The sequence below is a fragment of the Bacteroides sp. HF-4919 genome, assembly GCF_018860125.1.
The window spans coordinates 395,931-416,347 of the sequence record NZ_JAHKNF010000001.1 but is presented as its reverse complement, the minus strand read 5'-3'; the positions used below and the strand labels follow the sequence as shown (position 1 = coordinate 416,347).

General features: G+C 42.5%; 18 protein-coding genes and 1 pseudogene. 12 read left to right on the top strand and 7 right to left on the bottom strand.

Features of this window, described 5'->3' with window-relative positions:
* The first annotated feature begins 30 nt into the window (after positions 1–30).
* On the top strand, positions 31–2,025 hold the full coding sequence (locus KO473_RS01825) for a fructose-1,6-bisphosphatase (RefSeq protein ID WP_005794862.1): 1,995 nt from the start codon (positions 31–33) through the stop codon (positions 2,023–2,025).
* Between the two features lie 91 nt (positions 2,026–2,116).
* Here KO473_RS01825 and KO473_RS01820 read toward each other — a convergent pair whose 3' ends face one another.
* The 4 genes from KO473_RS01820 to gmd all read right to left on the bottom strand — a co-directional run bounded on the left by KO473_RS01820 (position 2,117) and on the right by gmd (position 7,382).
* Positions 2,117–3,274, bottom strand: a complete 1,158-nt coding sequence (locus tag KO473_RS01820) for an LA_2272 family surface repeat-containing protein (protein ID WP_005819638.1) — start codon at positions 3,272–3,274, stop codon at positions 2,117–2,119.
* A 108-nt stretch (positions 3,275–3,382) separates the two neighbouring features.
* Positions 3,383–5,041: an AMP-binding protein gene (locus tag KO473_RS01815; RefSeq protein ID WP_005819639.1), complete on the bottom strand. Its 1,659-nt coding sequence runs from the start codon at positions 5,039–5,041 to the stop codon at positions 3,383–3,385.
* A gap of 192 nt (positions 5,042–5,233) precedes the next feature.
* Complete coding sequence (locus KO473_RS01810; RefSeq protein WP_216035075.1) at positions 5,234–6,304, bottom strand: GDP-L-fucose synthase; 1,071 nt, start codon at positions 6,302–6,304, stop codon at positions 5,234–5,236.
* A gap of 4 nt (positions 6,305–6,308) precedes the next feature.
* Positions 6,309–7,382 (bottom strand): GDP-mannose 4,6-dehydratase, encoded by a 1,074-nt coding sequence (gene gmd, locus KO473_RS01805; protein ID WP_005786803.1) that lies wholly within the window; start codon positions 7,380–7,382, stop codon positions 6,309–6,311.
* A 214-nt stretch (positions 7,383–7,596) separates the two neighbouring features.
* Between gmd and KO473_RS01800 the strand changes: the two genes are divergently transcribed.
* Positions 7,597–8,868, top strand: coding sequence for an ATP-binding protein (locus KO473_RS01800; RefSeq protein WP_005819641.1), 1,272 nt, complete (start codon positions 7,597–7,599; stop codon positions 8,866–8,868).
* 294 nt (positions 8,869–9,162) lie between these two features.
* Here the strand turns inward: KO473_RS01800 and KO473_RS01795 are convergent, their stop codons facing one another.
* The 3 genes from KO473_RS01795 to KO473_RS01785 all read right to left on the bottom strand — a co-directional run bounded on the left by KO473_RS01795 (position 9,163) and on the right by KO473_RS01785 (position 10,841).
* Positions 9,163–9,966, bottom strand: a complete 804-nt coding sequence (locus tag KO473_RS01795; protein WP_005819642.1) for a DUF4373 domain-containing protein — start codon at positions 9,964–9,966, stop codon at positions 9,163–9,165.
* 49 nt (positions 9,967–10,015) lie between these two features.
* Positions 10,016–10,363, bottom strand: a complete 348-nt coding sequence (locus tag KO473_RS01790; protein WP_005786809.1) for an SH3 beta-barrel fold-containing protein — start codon at positions 10,361–10,363, stop codon at positions 10,016–10,018.
* A gap of 139 nt (positions 10,364–10,502) precedes the next feature.
* Positions 10,503–10,841 (bottom strand): hypothetical protein, encoded by a 339-nt coding sequence (locus KO473_RS01785; RefSeq protein ID WP_005819644.1) that lies wholly within the window; start codon positions 10,839–10,841, stop codon positions 10,503–10,505.
* A 521-nt stretch (positions 10,842–11,362) separates the two neighbouring features.
* Between KO473_RS01785 and upbY the strand changes: the two genes are divergently transcribed.
* From upbY to KO473_RS01735, 10 genes and pseudogenes are all read left to right on the top strand, one after another.
* Entirely contained in the window at positions 11,363–11,887 is a 525-nt protein-coding gene (gene upbY / locus KO473_RS01780) for a capsular polysaccharide transcription antiterminator UpbY (protein WP_005786813.1), read from the top strand.
* A gap of 3 nt (positions 11,888–11,890) precedes the next feature.
* Positions 11,891–12,373, top strand: coding sequence for a UpxZ family transcription anti-terminator antagonist (locus tag KO473_RS01775; RefSeq protein ID WP_005819645.1), 483 nt, complete (start codon positions 11,891–11,893; stop codon positions 12,371–12,373).
* Positions 12,373–13,581 (top strand): UDP-N-acetylglucosamine 4,6-dehydratase, encoded by a 1,209-nt coding sequence (locus tag KO473_RS01770; RefSeq protein WP_032537461.1) that lies wholly within the window; start codon positions 12,373–12,375, stop codon positions 13,579–13,581. Before KO473_RS01775 ends, KO473_RS01770 begins: the two co-directional genes overlap by 1 nt.
* 11 nt (positions 13,582–13,592) lie before the next feature.
* On the top strand, positions 13,593–14,741 hold the full coding sequence (locus KO473_RS01765) for a LegC family aminotransferase (protein WP_005819647.1): 1,149 nt from the start codon (positions 13,593–13,595) through the stop codon (positions 14,739–14,741).
* Entirely contained in the window at positions 14,738–15,370 is a 633-nt protein-coding gene (locus KO473_RS01760) for an acetyltransferase (RefSeq protein WP_005819649.1), read from the top strand. The genes KO473_RS01765 and KO473_RS01760 overlap by 4 nt, the downstream gene beginning before the upstream one ends.
* Positions 15,370–16,377, top strand: coding sequence for an N-acetylneuraminate synthase (neuB, locus tag KO473_RS01755; RefSeq protein WP_005819650.1), 1,008 nt, complete (start codon positions 15,370–15,372; stop codon positions 16,375–16,377). The genes KO473_RS01760 and neuB overlap by 1 nt, the downstream gene beginning before the upstream one ends.
* Positions 16,374–17,528: a UDP-N-acetylglucosamine 2-epimerase gene (neuC, locus tag KO473_RS01750; RefSeq protein WP_005819653.1), complete on the top strand. Its 1,155-nt coding sequence runs from the start codon at positions 16,374–16,376 to the stop codon at positions 17,526–17,528. Before neuB ends, neuC begins: the two co-directional genes overlap by 4 nt.
* Before the next feature lie 5 nt (positions 17,529–17,533).
* Positions 17,534–18,571 (top strand): nucleotidyltransferase family protein, encoded by a 1,038-nt coding sequence (locus KO473_RS01745; RefSeq protein WP_005819654.1) that lies wholly within the window; start codon positions 17,534–17,536, stop codon positions 18,569–18,571.
* A 5-nt stretch (positions 18,572–18,576) separates the two neighbouring features.
* On the top strand, positions 18,577–19,263 hold the full coding sequence (locus KO473_RS01740; protein WP_005819656.1) for a cytidylyltransferase domain-containing protein: 687 nt from the start codon (positions 18,577–18,579) through the stop codon (positions 19,261–19,263).
* Positions 19,223–20,380, top strand: a pseudogene (locus KO473_RS01735) (transposase). The gene KO473_RS01740 and the pseudogene KO473_RS01735 overlap by 41 nt, the downstream one beginning before the upstream one ends.
* The last annotated feature ends 37 nt before the right edge of the window (positions 20,381–20,417 follow it).

Here is a 20,417-nt window from a genome sequence, read left to right as displayed (position 1 = left end):
TAAATTGTAAATCGTAAAATCGTAAATCATATGACTGCTCAAAGTAATATAACCCCCGAAAGTATCGTTGCCGATCTGCGTTATCTGCAACTGCTTTCACGTAGTTTCCCTACCATTGCCGCTGCCAGTACAGAGATTATCAATCTTGAAGCCATCCTGAATCTTCCGAAAGGGACCGAACACTTTCTGACCGATATACATGGCGAGTATGAAGCTTTTCAGCATGTATTGAAAAATGCTTCGGGAGCGGTGAAGCGGAAAGTGAACGAAATATTCGGCCATACTCTCCGTGAGATCGAGAAGAAAGAACTCTGTACGCTTATTTATTATCCGGAAGAGAAACTCCAATTGATTAAAGCAACCGAAACCGATATCGACGATTGGTACCTGATCACTCTCAATCAGCTGGTAAAGGTCTGCCAGAACGTATCATCCAAATATACCCGTTCGAAGGTTCGCAAATCATTGCCGGCCGAGTTCTCCTATATCATCCAGGAGTTACTTCACGAATCGACCATCGAGCCCAATAAACATGCTTATATCAATGTGATTATCAGTACCATTATTTCCACTCGCCGCGCTGACGACTTTATCATTGCCATGTGTAATCTGATACAGCGTCTTACGATCGATTCACTCCATATCGTGGGCGATATCTACGATCGTGGTCCGGGTGCCCATATCATAATGGATACTTTGTGTGATTATCACAATTTCGATATCCAATGGGGAAATCACGATATCCTCTGGATGGGTGCAGCATCGGGTAATGAAGCTTGTATGGCCAACGTGATCCGTCTCTCGATGCGTTACGGCAATCTGGGGACATTGGAAGATGGGTATGGCATCAATCTTTTGCCTCTTGCCACTTTTGCGATGGATACTTATGCGGATGATCCCTGTACCATCTTTGCACCTAAGACCAACTTTGCTGATTCTACTTATAACGAGAAGACCTTGAGGCTGATAACCCAGATGCATAAAGCTATTACCATCATTCAGTTTAAGCTGGAGGCAAACATTATTAATCGTCGTCCGGAGTTCGGAATGGGTGGTCGCAAGTTGCTTGAGAAAATCGACTTTGAACGGGGAGTATTTGTCTATGAAGGCAAAGAATATCCGTTGCGCGATACCAACTTCCCTACGGTAGATCCTGCAGATCCTTATCGTCTGACTGATGAAGAGCAGGAATTGATAGAAAAGATACATTACTCGTTTATGAACAGCGAGAAACTCAAAAAACACATGCGTTGCCTCTTTACCTATGGAGGTATGTATCTGGTGTGCAATTCCAATTTGCTTTATCATGCCTCTGTGCCTCTCAACGAGGATGGAAGTTTCAAGCACGTGAATATCTGCGGTAAAGAGTATTGGGGGAAGAACTTGCTGGACAAGATAGACCAATTGATTCGTACGGCTTATTTTGATGAAGATGATGAAGAAGAGAAACGCTTTGCCATGGATTACATCTGGTATCTGTGGTGCGGACCGGATGCCCCTTCGTTCGACAAAGACAAGATGGCTACGTTCGAACGTTATTTCATTGCGGATAAGAGCCTGCATAAAGAGACGAAAGGATATTATTATGCTTTGCGTAACAAAGAAGAAATCTGTGACCGGATTCTTGAAGAATTCGGAGTGACAGGGCAGCATACTCATATCATCAACGGTCATGTGCCGGTAAAGACCATTAAAGGCGAGCAGCCGATGAAAGCCGGTGGAAAATTGCTGGTCATCGACGGTGGTTTTTCGAAAGCTTATCAGCCGGAGACCGGCATTGCCGGATATACGCTGGTATATCATTCACATGGTTTGCAGTTGGTGCAGCATGACCCTTTCCAGTCTACACAGAAAGCCATCGAAGAGGGACAGGACATTAAGTCGACTACCTTCGTCATCGAGTTCAATTCACAACGAATGATGGTGAAAGATACCGATAAGGGAAAAGAGCTCGTAACGCAAATTCTGGATTTAAAGAAGTTGTTGGTAGCATACCGGATCGGTTTGATAAAGGAGAAGGTCTGATCAGGTTCACCACAGAATAACACAGCGTCTCACAGAGGAATAATTTTAATATAAACTCTGTGAGACGCTGTGTCGTTTGGCTGTGAATCAATTAGAACAGAACCACTCCTGCTTCCGCAATCACGCCTTTGTCGTAGGTCCTGGCTTTGTTATAGTAACGGCTGCCACCGTATCCGCCTGTGACGAACAAACCGAATTTATCCGTAAACCGATACTCCAGGTTGAGGCGTGCCTGCAAGGCATAAAGACGTGCCGGAATGCCTTCCACCTTTTTATTCCGGAATGTTTCGATGTGCTGATAGCCTAAATCACCGCTTACAAACAAGTTTCTGTAGAGTGGAAGTTCAAGGCCTGCCCGATAGAATAATGCCGCAGAAAATTTATCGTCAAAATCAAGATAGTGTGTGCCTCCACCGAGGATAGTGTAGAAGAGTTTGTTCTTGAAACGTGCACCTACATTGATTTTGGTGCTGTTTCCTCCGAATACCATTAACTGTACCTTGGTCTGTGGGTTGGCATTGACCAGTCCCAGCTGAAGTCCTTTCATATCCTCCTTATGATAGTTGAACAGTCCGATCTGCAAACCTTTTGCCTTAGAGGCAAAATTGAACAGTCCCAATTGCACTCCGTTCATTTGTCCTCCGGTTACATTGGCAAGTCCGGAAAGTTGCAGTCCGTTCATTTCTTCTCCTACCACGTTGAGCAATCCCGACATCATAAGTCCGTCATATTCCTCACCGGTTACGTTGGCAAGGCCTGCCAATTGTACACCTGCGGCTTTATCGCCTGTGATATTCATGATACCACTCATCATCAGTCCGCGCATATTGTCTCCGGCAATGTTGCTTAAACCCGTAATCAGTACACCCTTTGCTTTGTTTCCGGTGATGTTGACAAGTCCCGAAACAGACAATCCTGCCAGATTGTTGCCGTTTACGTTACTGATACCTCCAATCTGCACTCCATGCATGCTTCCTCCCGCAAGGTTGGCCAATCCGGAAATCTGCACACCGTTCATATTGTTCTGTACCATACTTCCGAAGGCATTGATACCTACACCATGTAACTTATGCATAGCCGAGAAAAGTCCCAGGTTGACATACGTAGTCTGTGTACTGTCAAGTGGCTGCGTACATGCTTTTTTCCATAAAGAAAGATTGATTCCCCCACTTTTGTTTCCGCCTTTATTCTGTGCAGGCAGACAGACTGCAGCCGAAAGAAGAGCTGCTACAAGAATTATTTTCTTCATAAGCTAAGTTTTTAGAACGCAAATTACGCAGATTTGCACGGATTATCCTATTAAAATCTATGCAAATCTGCGTAATCGATGTCTTTTTATGAAAAATAGAGACTGCTTTTATCCTTTTGCCTCTTGATATAAGAAGCGTTTGATACTCTTCTTCGGAGTTTTTTCAAACTCTTCCGGATAGATTTTCATTTTCGAGATCTGGCTGTAGGCAGGAAGCATTTCGTTCAAGGCAATCCGGTTTTCTTCCATCACCCGTTCCATGTCTTCATTTTTCAACCCATGCGCAAAGGCTTCGTCAAAATCCGGATAAACCAGTCCTACCAGTTTGTCATTCTGTTGTACGATAATACTTTCGGCGACGTACGGCAAATTGTTCAGCTTATCTTCTATTTCTTCCGGATAGATATTCTGTCCGCTGGCACTCAATAACATATTCTTGCTGCGTCCCTTAATTGTGATGTTGCCTTCAGCATCTTCTAAAGCAAGGTCACCGGTATGCAACCATCCGTCTTTATCGATCACCTGGGCGGTAGCCTCTTCATTCTTATAGTAGCCTAACATTACGTTCGGACCTTTGCAGACAATTTCGCCTACTACGTTTTCCGGATCGGGCGAAAGGACTTTCACTTCCATGTTGAGTGCCGCTTTTCCACATGAACCCGGTTTGAAGCGTTTCCAGTCTTCATAACAAATAATAGGACCGCACTCGGTCATACCATAGCCCACTGTATAAGGGAAGTCGATCATTCTCAGGAATTGTTCCACTTCCTGATTGAAGGCGGCTCCGCCTACAATGACAGCTTCAAAGTTGCCGCCAAAGCCTTTTATCATCTCTTCGCGTACCGTTGCTTTAATCTTATCATTGATAATCGGCACTTTAAGCAGCAACTTCATGGTAGGAGTCTCCAACTTCGGAAGTACGCTCTTCTTGATGATTTTTTCAATAATCAGCGGAACAGCCACGATCAGATTGGGTTTCACGTCGGCAAACGCCTGGAAGATAATCTTTGGGCTCGGCATGCGGGTAAGGAAATAAATCTGGCAACCTACCGCAAATTCATAAAGGAACTCGAAAGCCAGTCCGTACATGTGTGCCATCGGCAGCATGGATACGATCTTATCTCCTGCTTTCAGTGGAAGTACTTCGAAAGCGAAAGTCGTATTCGACCATAAGCTACGATAGGGGAGCATTACACCTTTTGAATAGCTGGTGGTTCCCGAGGTGTAGTTGATAACAGCCAACTCTTCAGGTTGATCCTTATGATATTCGATATGTTCTTTACGGAAATTTTTGGGGAATTTCTTCCCGAACATTTCGTTGAGGTGTTCACGTGCGTGAGTCAGTCGTTCGCTACGTGATACCAGTAACGTAAAATCGTTCATCATCAGGATGCCTTCAAGCAACGGCATAGCCGACTCATTGAGGTTTTCCCAGACCATGTCTCCTACAAACAGGAGTTTGGCTTCCGAGTGATTGACGATATTGTGTACGTTATCAGCTTTGAATTCGTGTAAGATGGGGACGATAACCGCTCCATAAGTGAGAGTCGCGAGGAAAGTAACTCCCCAATGGGAACTATTTCTTCCGCAAACGGCTATTTTGTCTCCTTTGCGGATTCCGCTTTCTTCAAAGATGATGTGGAGCTTTTCTATTTTGCGGGCTACGTCTTTATACTGCAGGGTGGCACCTTTATAATCTGTCAGGGCATCCAGATCCCAATTATTCTTAATACTATTTTCAATGTAAGCTATAAAACTTTGTTCCATTGTTTTTTGCACATTTAATGATAAATTGTGCAAATATAGCTATTTAATTGAGATTTGAAAACTTAGAGGCTATTTAAATTTTTCTTTTGCAGCTTTCATTGTATTCATCACGGGATAACACGGAGGACATAAAGTTCTATTTTCTTTCCTATTTTAAAACTCTGTGTCCTCTGTGCCCTCTGTGGTGAATAATTATCTTAGATACCACTCGTACATTCTCTGTACCCCCTCTTCAATATCGATCTTATGATGCCATCCGAGGTTGTGCAATTTCGATGGATCGGTAAGTTTTCGCATGGTTCCGTCCGGTTTACTGCTGTCAAAAGTCAGTTTACCCTGATAGCCGACTGTATTTACAATCAGTCCGGCCAGTTCGCGGATTGTAATTTCTTTGCCGGTACCTATATTGATGTGGCAGTTGCGAATGTCTTTTGCACCGGCTTTGTAGGTATCCTTGAAGTCCACATGTTCCATTACGAAGACACTGGCATCGGCCATTTCTTCACTCCAAAGAAATTCCCTTAGAGGTGTTCCTGTTCCCCAAAGAGTCACCTCCGTTTCAGTAATGCCGTATTTCCGGAGAATCCGGAGGATCTCTTCGTTGGAGTTGGTGCCGCTGATACCCTCCACAGGACGCAGGTTCATGTCTTTACGCACAGCTTCCCAATCTCCTTTTTTCAGGCAGTGCGCCAAGTGAATTTTACGGATCATGGCAGGCAGCACATGACTGCGTTCCAAGTCAAAGTTATCGTTCGGTCCATAGAGGTTGGTCGGCATCACGGCGATGTAGTTCGTTCCATACTGCAGGTTGAAGCTTTCGCACATTTTCAGTCCGGCTATTTTGGCTATGGCATAAGGCTCGTTGGTATATTCCAGTGGAGAAGTGAGCAACACGTCCTCTTTCATCGGCTGTTCGGCATCCCGCGGATAGATGCAGGTACTGCCCAGAAAGAGCAGTTTTTTCACCTGATGCCGGAAACTTTCTCCGATTACGTTCTGCTGTATCTGTAAGTTCTTATAGATAAAGTCCGCACGGTAGATGCTATTGGCTATGATCCCTCCGACAAAAGCGGCAGCCAAAAACACGTATTCCGGCATTTCCTCATCAAAAAACTGCTTTACGGCCGCACCGTCCAATAAGTCCAGTTCCTTATGTGTGCGTCCCACCAGATTCGTATATCCCTTTTCCTGCAGGTTTTTCCATATAGCCGAACCCACCAGTCCGTGGTGTCCGGCTACATAAATTTTTGCGTTTTTATCCATTCTGTCAATCATGTTTAGTCGCAATCATTCTTTTCACTTTGGCCATATCATGGCGTACCATGATTTTTACCAGTTCCGGGAATGGTGTTTTGCATGGATTCCATCCCAATACGGTCCTGGCTTTGGTCGGGTTACCGAGCAATTGTTCCACTTCGGCAGGGCGGAAGTATTTCGGGTCGACCTCTACCAGTACTTTGCCGGTGGCCGTGTCGATTCCTTTCTCATTGACGCCTTCGCCTTCCCAACGCAGGTTGATGCCTATTTCGGCAAATGCCAATGTACAGAATTCGCGGACGGTATGCATTTCGCCGGTAGCGATTACGAAATCTTCGGGTACGTCATGTTGCAGGATCAGCCACATACATTCTACATAATCTTTGGCATAGCCCCAGTCACGCTTGGCATCCAGGTTACCCAAATATAATTTATCCTGTTCGCCTTGTGCGATGCGTGCTGCTGCCAGCGTGATCTTACGGGTTACGAAAGTCTCGCCACGGCGTTCACTCTCGTGATTGAATAAGATACCGTTTACGGCAAACATTCCGTAACTTTCACGATAGTTCTTAGTGATCCAGAAACCGTATTGCTTGGCTACTCCATACGGAGAACGCGGATAGAACGGAGTCGTTTCGCTTTGCGGCACTTCCTGTACTTTTCCGTAGAGTTCGGAAGTGGAAGCCTGGTAGATGCGTGTCTGTTTTTCCAGTCCCAGGATGCGGACAGCTTCAAGCATACGCAATGTACCGAGTGCATCCGCCTCGGCGGTATATTCCGGTACGTCGAACGATACTTTTACGTGGCTTTGTGCCGCCAGGTTGTATATCTCGTCGGGTTGTACTTGCTGGATGATGCGGATCAGTGAACTTGAGTCGGTCATATCTCCGTAGTGCAGGTTGACTGTACGTTTCTGTTTCATATCGCGCACCCATTCATCAAAGTACAAGTGTTCGATCCGGCCTGTATTGAAAGAAGATGAACGGCGCAGGATGCCGTGTACTTCGTAACCTTTCTGAAGAAGAAACTCGGCGAGGAATGAACCATCCTGTCCGGTAATACCTGAAATAAGAGCTTTTTTCATGTCTATTGTTTTGAGTTTATAATCTTTTTGACGATGCAATATTCGGTATTTTCATAAGAACGGGCAATCTATCTGCTGAATTATTTTTCTTTTTTCAACGGAAAAAACTTATCTTTGCTGTAATTTATTAAAATAGAAATGAATATTATGCTTTTTAATATTAAAATATCTATTCTATTTTATATAATGAATTTTATTTTAAATAAATTCATGTATGAATGATATATTTGATGAATTGGCATTATCTAACTACTGGAATGGAAAACTTCCGAAAGTGGAATTTGCCCGTAAAAGTTACACAAACCGTATATTCGGGTATGTAGGTAACCGCCTTGTAAAGGTCCTGACCGGACAGAGAGGGGTAGGTAAAGGATGCCTGTTGCGGCAGATCATCTATCAGTTGATTGCCGATGGTGTTTCATCACGGAACATTCTATATATAAGTAAGAAGTTCACAGATTCGGGCGTACTTTCCGGCTATCGTGATCTGGACGACTTGCTTTTTATCTATCGTGAGAAAATCCATCCGGTAGGTAAAGTCTATATTTTTATTGAAGAAATACAAAAAGTGGAGGGCTGGGAACATTTTGTCCATTCCCATTCACAGGATTTTGTAGATACTTGCGAGTTGTTTATCAGTGGTTCCAACCAGGATATGCTTTCGGGTGAAGCCGAGAAGCTTTTGGCCAGACATTACGTCAGTTTTGAGATATTTCCCTTTAGCTTTTCCGAGCACAGGATATTGGAGAGGGTAGAGGCTACCGGTAAAAATTACGCGGAATATATGGGTAAGGGGGCACTACCCATTCTTTTCAATCTTCCGGATGCGGAGGCCGGATGGAAAGCCATTTCCGCTCTTCGCGATACGATTCTGTTTCGTGACATCATCCGTCGGTATCGGATTAAGGATGCCCGCCTGCTCGAAGATGTGTTCGTCTATTTGTGCACCCATCTCGCTGAGTTGATTACCATCGGTCAGCTGGTCAGTCACTTTGCTTCCCAGAACCGGAAGACGAGTTATGATACGGTCGCCAATTATATCTGCTATCTGGAAGACACCTCTCTGATTCATCGCGTGGAACGTTATCAGATCCGCAGCAAAGAGATCCTTCTGGGTAGCTGCAAATACTATATTAACGATTGGGCATTCATGCGCCATCTGTATCCTTTTTTTGCCGGTTCCCGAAAATCCTGCTTTGAGAACCAGGTTTATCTGGAACTGCGGCGTGCCGGATATACCGTTTTTGTAGGTGTGCTTCGAGGAGGAAGACTGGTCGATTTTGTTGGCAGGAAGAAAGACCGCATTGTGTATTTGCAATGTGCACCTCTGCTCAATGATGATTTTCAAGTAGAGCAAATGTACAACACGCTGGAGATGATACAAGACAATTATGAAAAGTGGGTCGTTTCTATGGACGATACCACATTGCCCTCCAAAGAAGGGATTCGTCACATACAAGTCTGGCAACTACCTGAAATACTATAGTCTGACAATCTTTTTTGATAGCTTTGATGTCCGGATGATGCCGTTTACGAAGTTAACATCTTGTCATTTACGAAGTTAATATCATAATTTTATGAAGTTAAAATCGTATCTTCGGGAAGTTAACTTCCTGAAGTCACGATTTTAACTTCGTATTAGTGCTTTTTGAATCGCTTTTCAACCCCTTGAGAATCAGTGCTCGTTTCCGGAGGAAAACAGCTGCGTTCTTTAATTGATTGCAAGCAAACAGCATTTTCCAGAATATAAAAACGTACTGTTTGTCAGAAAAGTTCTTTTTTAGGTTCCGCTTCTTTTCTTTGCCCGGTTCAACGCTGCGATCATGTATTTTCCTTTTGCTCCGATGTTACTCCAGTTCGTGCTGCAAATCAGTTTCCATACAGGGGTTCCTTTTCTCCCGTAATCCGACAGTCTCAGGATTGCTTCGATCTCTTTTTCGTCTGTTATTCCGAATCGTTCCAGGTTTCCCATTAATCCCACGTAGTTGTGTGTCATCGTATTAAATGCGTATCCGGGCATACTGACCGGCGTAGCATTGACTTCCTCTTCCTTCCCCCTTGGGGGAGCTGAGGGGGGAAATTCTTTACTTTGCTTTACTTTACTTTGTTCGGTATTGCATGCATTTTTTGCATCAGAGCCTGCATCCTGCTCTACATTTTGCGTGCAGACGGTCTTTTCTTCATTACATGTCTCTTTCGGTTTTATCAGTAGATAAGGCATGGCTGTCCAGTTCCTCTTTCTTCGCTTGGTTGCCTCTATCCATACTTTTTGTATTGCTTCAGAGGTCAGTACTTTATGTTCCGCATAACTTCCCCTGTCCATCATTCCTTTCTCGATCATTATCTCAATAATTCCCTGCACCTCTTCTGCGTCTGCCTCTTTTCCCGTCTTGTTGGCGAAAATAAGGCATTGTTCCTCACCCCACGGAATATAATATCCTTCTTTATATATCTTGCATAGGAGTTTCAGTACAATCGCGAGTCCTTTCATGCCATATTTTGCTTCTATTACCTCCATTGCGTTCTCTTCCATAAAATTCACAGCTATTGGAAAGTAATTTATTCCATCGTATGTTGTTGCCATAATTGTTAAGTTGTTATGTTGCTGATTAATCGGTCACTGAAAGATTCTCCTATACGATCGCTCTCCATTCCATGAAATTCTCTATTTTGAAGGTCATCCACCTTTGTTGCTCCACATCCCGGTAGACCACTGTGTTTTTTATTTCCATCGGATCATACTGCTTTCCGAAATCTTTTTCGTATCCCACCAATGTTCCTTTCACCAGTTTGAATGTTCCGTCCTGTTTCATATAAGCTACGGCTGCATGTCCATATTGCATATATTCTATGAGGGCTTCCAGTCGTTCTGCCATCCATTCGGAGCACTGTTCTGTGTAGTCCTTTTCGAGCATGATTTGTCTTTTCCATTTTCCTTTCATCATTTCGTTTTTCGATACTGCTTTCCTGTTCTTTTTCATCATTGATTTTTTTTAAGTTTATTAATGAGTTATTGTCGGGCTTTTTTTTACCCGTGGCAAAGTACGGTAATAAGTTTTGAATAGACTAATCCTGTAAAAGTACTTTAGAAAGGGACTTTTACAGGATTTTAACAATCGGTTATTTGCCTTCATCTCGCTTTTTCCGGAATGCTCTGGCATATTTTTTCAGCTCTGATAGAAAAGAACGTTTATTAGGCTCTGTAGCAATACCTTTGCGCTGATATTCAAAGGTGAGATATTCTTTTATTATTTCCTGTAGTTCTTCAATGGGTCTGTTTTCCATACTGTTGATTCCGCCTTTGATAAAGCTTTCGGTAAGTGCCTCCATTAGCTTTCCTTTGCCTTTTGTGATGTGTAGTGGTTCTCTAACCTTTTGATTGAGGCTGAATTGCAAGTCGGCTTTACCCGCAAAGATTACTTTTCCATTTACTTCGATGGTTACTAAGTTATCATTCAATGAGATAACTACTTTTTTTCTTCCATAATGTTAGTTATTAAATGAATTTATGAAAAGGCAAAGTTTGTATAAAAAAATATAAATATAAAAGAATACCGGAGTTTTTTTAGCTTAAAGGGAGAATCTTAAAGTGTAAGGATCTTGTTATTAGTTATTTATCTTAAGATATAGGTGTTGTTTCAAAAAACGTTCGTTTGATTGAACAAAGGTAAGGAGTCTGTTTTAATGTACAAAATATTTAGTGGATAAAATTTTATCAAAGATTTTATATTATTGATTTTCAGACATATATAGAGCAAAAAAAGTTCTCTGCTCAGCTACTTTACAATATTCATTTTTTCATCGAAAAAAAACTCAAAAATGCTGTTTCAAAAGACGAACGTTTTTTGAAACACATTCGTTCGTTCTCAACTTCTAAAAATGTTTCGTAAAATTTGACGGTTTGAAAGAGAAAAGATGTCTCGTTCAAACCGCGAAGCGCACCCGAAACAAAGGAAAATTTCCCCAAGTATAAATCGTAAATGTCTGAACAACAGAAGTATTGGTTTGCCGCCCGTACCCGAGATAAACAAGAGTTTGCTATTCGTGACTCTCTTGAAAAATTGAAGACTGAACTTGATCTCAATTACTATCTTCCCACTCAGTTTGTCATCCGGCAGTTGAAATATCGTCGAAAACGGGTGGAAGTCCCTGTTATTAAGAATCTTATCTTCATCCAAGCTACCAAGCAAGATGCTTGTGATATTTCTAATAAATACAATATCCAGCTTTTTTATATGAAAGACCTGCTTACCAGGGCTATGCTGATAGTTCCTGATAAACAGATGCAGGACTTCATATTTGTCATGGATTTAGATCCGAATGGTGTCAGTTTCGATAATGACCATTTATCTGTCGGTAGCAGGGTTCAGGTAGTTAAAGGTGATTTTTGTGGTGTCGAGGGCGAACTTGCCAGCGAGGCCAATAAAACTTATGTTGTTATTCGTATTGCCGGTGTATTGAGCGCCAGCGTCAAAGTTCCTAAAAGTTATTTACGTGTCATTTAAGTTATGAATACACTCACTTCTCAAATTGAACAATTACAGAGTCTCGCGCACGAGTTACTCTATTTAGGTGTGGATGGTGTTCCTATTTATACCGATCATTTCCGTCAGCTGAACAAAGAAGTTTTAGAACAATCCGATGCGTTGTATCCTCAGCGTGGTGCTACTCCCGAAGAGGAAGCAAGCATCTGTCTGGCATTATTGATGGGTTACAATGCAACCATCTATAATCAGGGTGACAAGGAGGAGAAAAAGCAAGTTGTTCTCAATCGTTGTTGGGACGTGCTTGACCAACTTCCTGCTACTTTATTGAAATGCCAGTTGTTGACTTATTGTTATGGTGAGGTGTTTGAAGAGGAGTTGGCGAAAGAGGCGCATACTATCATAGAAAGTTGGAAAGATAAAGAACTTTCTGAAGATAAAAAAGAGGCAATCAATAATTTGAGAAATTTGGAAGAGAATCCATATCCTTATAGTGAAATGGTATGATATTTAATGTAGATAATTTTATCGGCGATCATATCACTTTTCGTCGTTCCAGCATGTTTGCTCCCGATATTGTAGCAAACAGTGATCGTCTTCGCCAAGAGGTTGAAGGTAAGAGTTTATTAGTGATTGGTGGTGCGGGTTCCATCGGTTCTTCCTATATAAAAGCCATTCTTCCTTTTAAGCCTTCCAAACTTGTTGTGATCGATTTAAACGAGAATGGATTGGCCGAACTCACCCGCGATTTGCGTTCCACTTACGGTCTGTATATTCCGGACGAGTATCGTACTTATACATTGAATTTTGCAGATCCCATCTTCGAGCGTATGTTCCGTAAGGAGCAGGGTTTTGATATTGTAGCCAACTTTTCGGCACACAAGCATGTACGGAGTGAGAAAGATGAATATTCGGTACAGGCTCTGATTGAAAATAATGTAATAAAAGCCAAAAAACTGCTTGATCTGTTATCGGAATTTCCTCCCCGTCATTTCTTTTGTGTTTCTACGGATAAGGCTGCCAATCCTGTGAATATAATGGGTGCCAGTAAACGTATCATGGAAGATATGATAATGGCCTACTCCTCTAAATTTAAGGTCACTACTGCCCGCTTTGCCAATGTTGCCTTTTCTAACGGCTCTTTATTGGCCGGTTTTATTGACCGTATCATGAAGAAACAGCCTTTGGCTGCCCCCAATGACGTGAAACGTTATTTCGTTTCACCTGAGGAAAGCGGTCAGATCTGTATGCTTGCCTGTATTCTTGGGAATAACGGAGAGATTTTCTTTCCAAAGTTAGGTGAGGAAAAGATGATCACTTTTTCTTCTATCTGTGACCGTTTCCTCCGTACTCTGGGCTATGAAAAGAAAGAGTGTGCTACAGATGAAGAAGCCAGAAGATATGCTGCCGAAATGCCGGATGACAGCAAGATATATCCTGTTGTTTATTTTGAAAGTGATACCACGGGTGAGAAAGGCTACGAAGAGTTCTATGTGCCCGGTGAGCGGTTGAACCTGGAACGTTTTTCTTCTTTGGGTGTGATTGAGGATGTCAGTAAACGTCCTTTGTCTGAATTGGATTCCTTCTTTGATGAGCTGGAGTCCCTCTTTGCCCTTCCGGATTGCCATAAGTCTGATATCGTGACTGCACTTAAAAGATTCCTTCCCAATTTTGAACACGTGGAGAAAGGAAAGAATCTGGATCAGAAAATGTAATGTTTACAAGTATGTATAATAATATAACTACTTTCATCCATAACTTGTTTGGTACGGATGAATTTGTTCCGTTGCACGCTCCTTTATTTATCGGTAACGAAAAAAAATACCTTGCAGAATGCATTGATACTACTTTTGTCTCGAGTGTGGGCAAGTTTGTCGATCGTTTTGAAGAGCTTGTTGCTTGCTATACGGGTTCAAAAAGAGCTGTTGTCTGTGTGAGTGGTACTAATGCATTGCACATGGGTATGCTTCTTGTCGGTGTTGAGCGTGATGATGAAGTTTTAACTCAGGCTCTTACTTTTATCGCTACCTGTAACGCCATCAGTTATATTGGCGCACATCCTGTATTTCTTGATGTGGATAGAGATACTTTGGGTCTTTCTCCTCTTGCTGCGAAAAGGTGGTTGTCTACGCATGCGGAAGTAAGGAATGGGCAGTGTTATAATAAGAAGACGGGATGCCGTATCAAGGCTTGTGTTCCTATGCATACGTTCGGGCATCCTATGAAGATTGACGAATTGTCGGCAGTGTGCAACGAATATCATATAGAACTTGTCGAGGATGCGGCCGAAAGTATCGGCAGTTTCTATAAAGGCCGTCATACGGGTACTTTCGGAAGAGTGGGAGCCATCAGTTTTAATGGTAATAAAACGATCACCACCGGTGGTGGGGGTATGTTGCTTTTCCAGGACGAAGAGCTGGGCAAGTTTGCCAAACATTTGACGACCCAGGCCAAAGTTCCGCACCGTTGGGCATTTGTTCATGACCATATCGGTTACAATTACCGTATGCCTAATATCAATGCCGCATTGGGTTGTGCCCAAATGGAGAATCTTGACAGGTATGTTGTCAATAAACGTGAGACAGCGGAACGGTATCGTGAGTTTTTCTCTCGTATTCCTGATGTTGAGTTTGTTGTTGAGCCTGCGAACAGCCGTTCTAACTATTGGTTGAACGCTGTACTTCTGAAAGACCGTCGGGCCCAACAATCTTTCCTTGAATATACGAATGACCATGGTGTAATGACCCGCCCCGTTTGGGAATTGATGAACAGACTTGAGATGTTTCGGGGATGTGAGACGGATGGTTTGGAGAATACTGTGTGGTTGGAAGAAAGAATTGTGAATATACCAAGTAGTGTTCGTTTGGGAGTATGAAGCCTTTAATTTTAGTCGGTGGCGGCGGACATTGCAAGTCGGTGATTGATGTCGCTGAGAGTATGGGGCATTCCATCCTGGGTATATTGGATCTTCCGGAAAATGTCGGCCATTTCATCTTAGGCTATCCTGTTCTCGGTACTGATGATGATATCCCCTTATTTGTGGATCAGGCTGACTTTATTGTTACTGTCGGATTTATAAAGGAATCTTCTCTACGATTGAAGATTCATGATAAAATACGAACTTCCGGCGGACATTTTGGTACCCTGATTGCTTCCACCGCTTATGTTTCCAGACATGCTCAGATCGGTGCGGGTACTGTGGTCATGCATCATGCCTTTGTGAATGCCGGTGCACGGATTGGCAGTGGTTGTATCATCAATACTTTTGTAAATGTGGAGCATGATGCCCTGATCGGTGACAATTGTCATATATCAACCGGTGCTATGGTTAATGGAGATTGCAAGGTCGGCGAAGGGTCTTTTTTGGGCAGCCAGTCGGTAATGGTGAATGGTACATCCATCATTTCCGGTTGTATCATCGGCGCGGGTTCGGTAGTACGTAAGGATATTCTGGAAAAGGGAATTTATTCGGGTAATCCCGCAATCTTGAAAATAAAGATTTAATGCATACTTTGATTATAGCCGAAGCCGGGGTAAACCATAACGGTTCTATTGCCCTTGCTAAAAAGTTAATAGATGTTGCTTCGGAGGCCGGTGTGGACTATGTAAAATTTCAAACCTTTAAGACAGAGAATTTAGTTTCTCTTTCCGCTCCCAAAGCGGAATATCAGCAAAGGAACATGCCGGATACCGATTGTTCACAGTATTCTATGCTTAAGAAATTAGAATTGTCTGTGAACCAGCATTTTGAATTAATAGAATATTGTAAATTGAAAGGCGTACGCTTTTTATCTACAGCTTTTGATATGGATAGCCTCCGTTTCCTATCCGGTCTTCACCTTGGATTATGGAAAATACCTTCAGGTGAAATAACCAATTATCCATATATCAAATTTATAGCGGAACAGAAAGAGCCCGTTATCCTTTCTACCGGAATGAGTACAGTGGAGGAAATCCAATCTGCCATCTCGTTATTGAACCGGTTTGGTGTAAAAACAGATCAAATAACTATTCTTCATTGTAATACGGAGTATCCTACTCCCATGTGTGATGTAAATTTGAAGGCTATGTGCAAGCTCCATGAAGAGTTTGGAATACGTACGGGATATTCGGATCATACGGTTGGTATAGAGATCCCGCTGGCCGCTGTCGCCCTTGGCGCTACAGTGATAGAAAAACATTTTACCCTTGATCGCTGCATGGAAGGTCCCGACCATAAGGCCTCTTTGGAGCCTTCCGAATTAAAACAAATGGTTTCGGCTATTCGTAATGTGGAAGAGGCCTTGGGCCGGGAAGAGAAAGTTGTATCTTTATCAGAATCCGGGAATCGTATTGTCGCCCGCAAGAGTATTGTTGCCGCGAGGGATATCCGAAAGGGAGAACCGTTGACGGAAGAAAACCTGACTGTCAAACGTCCCGGTACCGGTATTTCACCCATGCAATGGGAGTCCGTCATTGGTACTGAGGCATGCCGTTCATTTAAAAAGGATGATTTGATAGTGCTCCAATGAGGAAGATATGTGTTATAACGGGCAGCCGTGCGGAATATGGCCTACTCAGTGGTCTGATGGCCAAGATTCAATTTGACAGGGATTTGCAGCTGCAAATCATAGCTACTAATATGCACCTTTCTTCGGAGTTCGGCCTGACTTATAAAGAGATTGAAACAGATGGTTTCCGCATTGATAAGAAAGTCGAGATGCTTCTCTCTTCTGATACTGCCAATGGGACCGCCAAATCTGTCGGATTGGCTACCATAGGTTTTGCCGATGCGTTTGAAGACCTGTCTCCTGATCTGATATTGGTCTTGGGAGACCGTTTTGAGCTACTGGCTGCTGTGAGTGCCGCCCTTTTCTATAAGATCCCTGTTGCGCATATACATGGAGGAGAGATAACGGAAGGCGCTTATGACGATAATATACGGCATGCCATTACGAAGATGAGCCATCTTCATTTTACATCGGCAGAGCCTTATCGCAGACGGGTCATTCAATTGGGCGAGAGTCCTGATAGGGTTTTTAATGTCGGTGCTCTTGGAGTGGAGAATATCAAACATGTGCCTTTACTGTCCAAAGAGGAGTTGGAAAAGAGCCTTAATTTTCAGTTGGGAGATAAGTCTTTGCTGGTCACATTCCATCCTGTCACCTTGGAAAACTCTACGGCCGAACAGCAATGCATGAATCTTTTGGAGTCTTTGGAGTCCTTTCCTGATTATCGGATAATTTTTACTTTTCCCAATTCGGATACGGATGGTCGTATAATAATTGATTTAATCAAGCGATTTGTGGAAAGACACCGTAGTGAGTCAGTCGCTTTCGTTTCGTTGGGTAAGGTCCGTTATCTTTCCACTTTACAATATGTATCGGCCGTTGTCGGTAATTCTTCCAGCGGTATCATTGAAGTTCCCAGCTTCGGTATTCCGACATTGAATATCGGCGATAGACAAAAAGGACGGATAAGCTCCCGCAGTGTTGTCCATTGTGGAACTTCGAAAGAAGATATCTGTCTGGGTATACAAACGGTATTGTCGGATCCGGTTGCCGGAATCGCCAAACAGAAACGGAATCCTTATGATAAGGAGGGCACGGCGGATGCCATATGCACTATTTTGAAGACCGTCTTTTTGGATGGCCTGACATCAAAATCCTTTTATGACCTTTAATTACAATGTCTGATTATTCCAAATATTTAATTCCTCATACGGCAACTATCCGCGAAGCGTTGGTTGCTTTGAATGATTTATCTCACGATGTGCTTGTCCTTTTTGTTATGAATGAATTTGACCAGATGGTCGGGACATTAACTGATGGCGATATTCGCCGCTATCTGATTGGCGGAGGTGAGATAAAAGACTGTGTTTGCGGCGCAATGACTCGGTCTTTCTTATTTATAACGGAGGATTCCCCTCCCTCAATGATAAAAGAGTATAAAAAACGTGGTATATTTTTGATTCCCTGTGTGGATGACAAGAAGATGATTCTAAAGGTTATTAACCTAAAGAAACGGAAATCCATTCTTCCTGTAGATGCTGTGTTAATGGCGGGTGGAAAAGGAGAGCGGCTTCGTCCGTTAACAGAGACAATTCCTAAACCGTTACTTCATGTCGGTAATAAAGCCATTATTGATTATAACGTAGACCGCCTGATTTCTTATGGAGTGGAACATATTTCGGTTACCGTGAATTACCTGGGGGAGCAATTGGAGGATCATTTCAAGGAACCGTGTGATGGGATACAGGTCAAATGTGTCCGTGAACCTCGCTATTTGGGTACTATCGGTTCAATCAAATTTGTATATCCTTTCTGTCATGACACGGTTTTAGTCATGAACTCAGACTTGTTTACCAATATAGATTATGAAGATTTCTATCTCCATTTTAAAGAGCACGATGCTGATATGTCCGTGGCTGCCGTTCCTTATTCTATTTCTGTACCCTATGGAATTTTTGAATTGGAAGGGCGTAATATTCATGGGGTCAAAGAAAAACCGACTTATAACTATTATGCGAATGCCGGAATTTATCTGATAAAAAAGAGTTTGCTGGATATGATACCTGATAATTGTTTTTATAATGCCACGGACTTTATGGAACTGTTGATTCATAATAACCTGAAAGTAGTCCGTTATCCTATAACCGGCTATTGGATTGATATAGGTAAACATGAAGATTATAAAAAAGCGCAAGAGTTAGTAAAGCATATGTGAATAAAATGAGAACACTGTTTTTAATTCCCGCCAGGGGAGGTAGCAAAGGGTTGCCAGGTAAGAATATTATTGAATTGGCAGGAAAACCTTTAATTGTTTATAGTATTGAATTAGCCAAAAAAATCGTATCAGATCAAGATATATGCGTCTCTACAGATGATGAGAAAATAAAGAAGATAGTAGAACAATATGGTTTAAAAGTACCTTTTCTTAGGCCATCTGAACTGGCAACAGATTTTTCTACTACTAATGAAGTGTTATTACATGCTATATCTTATTATGAGAGCATTGGTTACAGTTATGATGTCGTTGTTTTGTTGCAGCCAACTTCTCCATTACGTCAAGTGAAAAATGTATTGGAAGCCATGTCTTTATATAGTGACCAGATTGATATGGTAGTTTCTGTTAAAGAATCACATGCCGCGGCTGTTTTATGTAGGGAGGACGAATCAGGGTATTTAGATTTGTTATTTAATAATCTTGCCGGAAGGAGGCAGGATATGAAAAAGTACTATGAATATAATGGAGCCATTTATGTAATAAATGTAAATTCATTGAAAGAAAAAGGCTTGTCAAATATGGAGAGAAAAGTGAAGTATGTAATGCAAAAATCCGAATCTATAGATATAGATGATATCTATGATTTGATGTATGCAGAATCAATTATTAACGCTTCCCCAAAAGATGTATAGCATACTTCAACAGAAACAGGTATATTTTCCTTGCGATGATGATGCCCAGTCCCTCCTGTATGACGAAGTCGTTTCGGGCACTCATATCACGGCCTCTTTGTTATCCTACCTTCTGTTCAACCGTTACCAGATGTGTTCTCCTGACTACCGTGAGTTCAAGAACCAGCTGCCTGCCATGGACTGGAATACCTACTGGCAGAATCTGTCCAATTGGGCAGATAAGGGCGCTGTCCACCTCAACAAGCAGATTCCCGCCTTGAAGAGCATCACTTTGGAACGGGGTTCGAATGTGAATGTTGATGGGACCTGGTGTCGTTACCAAACTCACTTCGGTCATAAGAAAACCTACATGTGGTGCCTTGTGAACAAGAAAGCGGGTATTGTGATCTTTTTCTATGAAGATTGCCTGGATGAGCAGGGCAATAAACATGAGGGCGGTCGTGGTCGTAGCGTGCTGAAAGATTTTCCGAGCGATGCTCAAATCAAGTCTTTGCAGAGCGACGGTTATAATGTCTATATGTATCTTGATGACGAACTGATGGAGGTGGAACATTTATGCTGCCTTGCCCATGCGCGGAATAAGTTCAAGGATGCCTATAATCAAGGCTGCGAGAAAGCCCGTTTCTTCTTGGAGCAGATTGCCAAACTTTATAAACGTGAAGATGACTACCGCCGAGATAAATTGACGGCAACCCGGACTAAGGGAAAACGTAACGATGCTTACACGAATCGAATTGTGGAGTGTTTACGCAGTGAGCTTTATGATTTGCTTGCATTACTTGAAGAAGAGATGAGTGATTTAATGCGAACCGTTTTGAATTATCTTCATAAGTTTTGGGAGTAGCTTTTTGCTTATCGCAAAGACGGGGAATATACAATCGATAATCTTGCCGCCGAACGGGCGATACGCCCCTTGACCGTGCAGAGGAAAAACAGTTTATTCTTCTGTAGTACGAAAGGTGCTTTACGATCGGCAGTTTACAATACCTTTATTGAAACCTGCAAGCAGGCGGGAATTAGCTTCCGATCATTCTTCTGTAAGTACATGACGGAGATCCGGAAGGGTCGAACGGATTATGAGAACCTGCTTCCCATGACAATAGGTCTAACGAATTAGTGAAAACAATTTAAAACTTAATATCCAAGACAAGTGA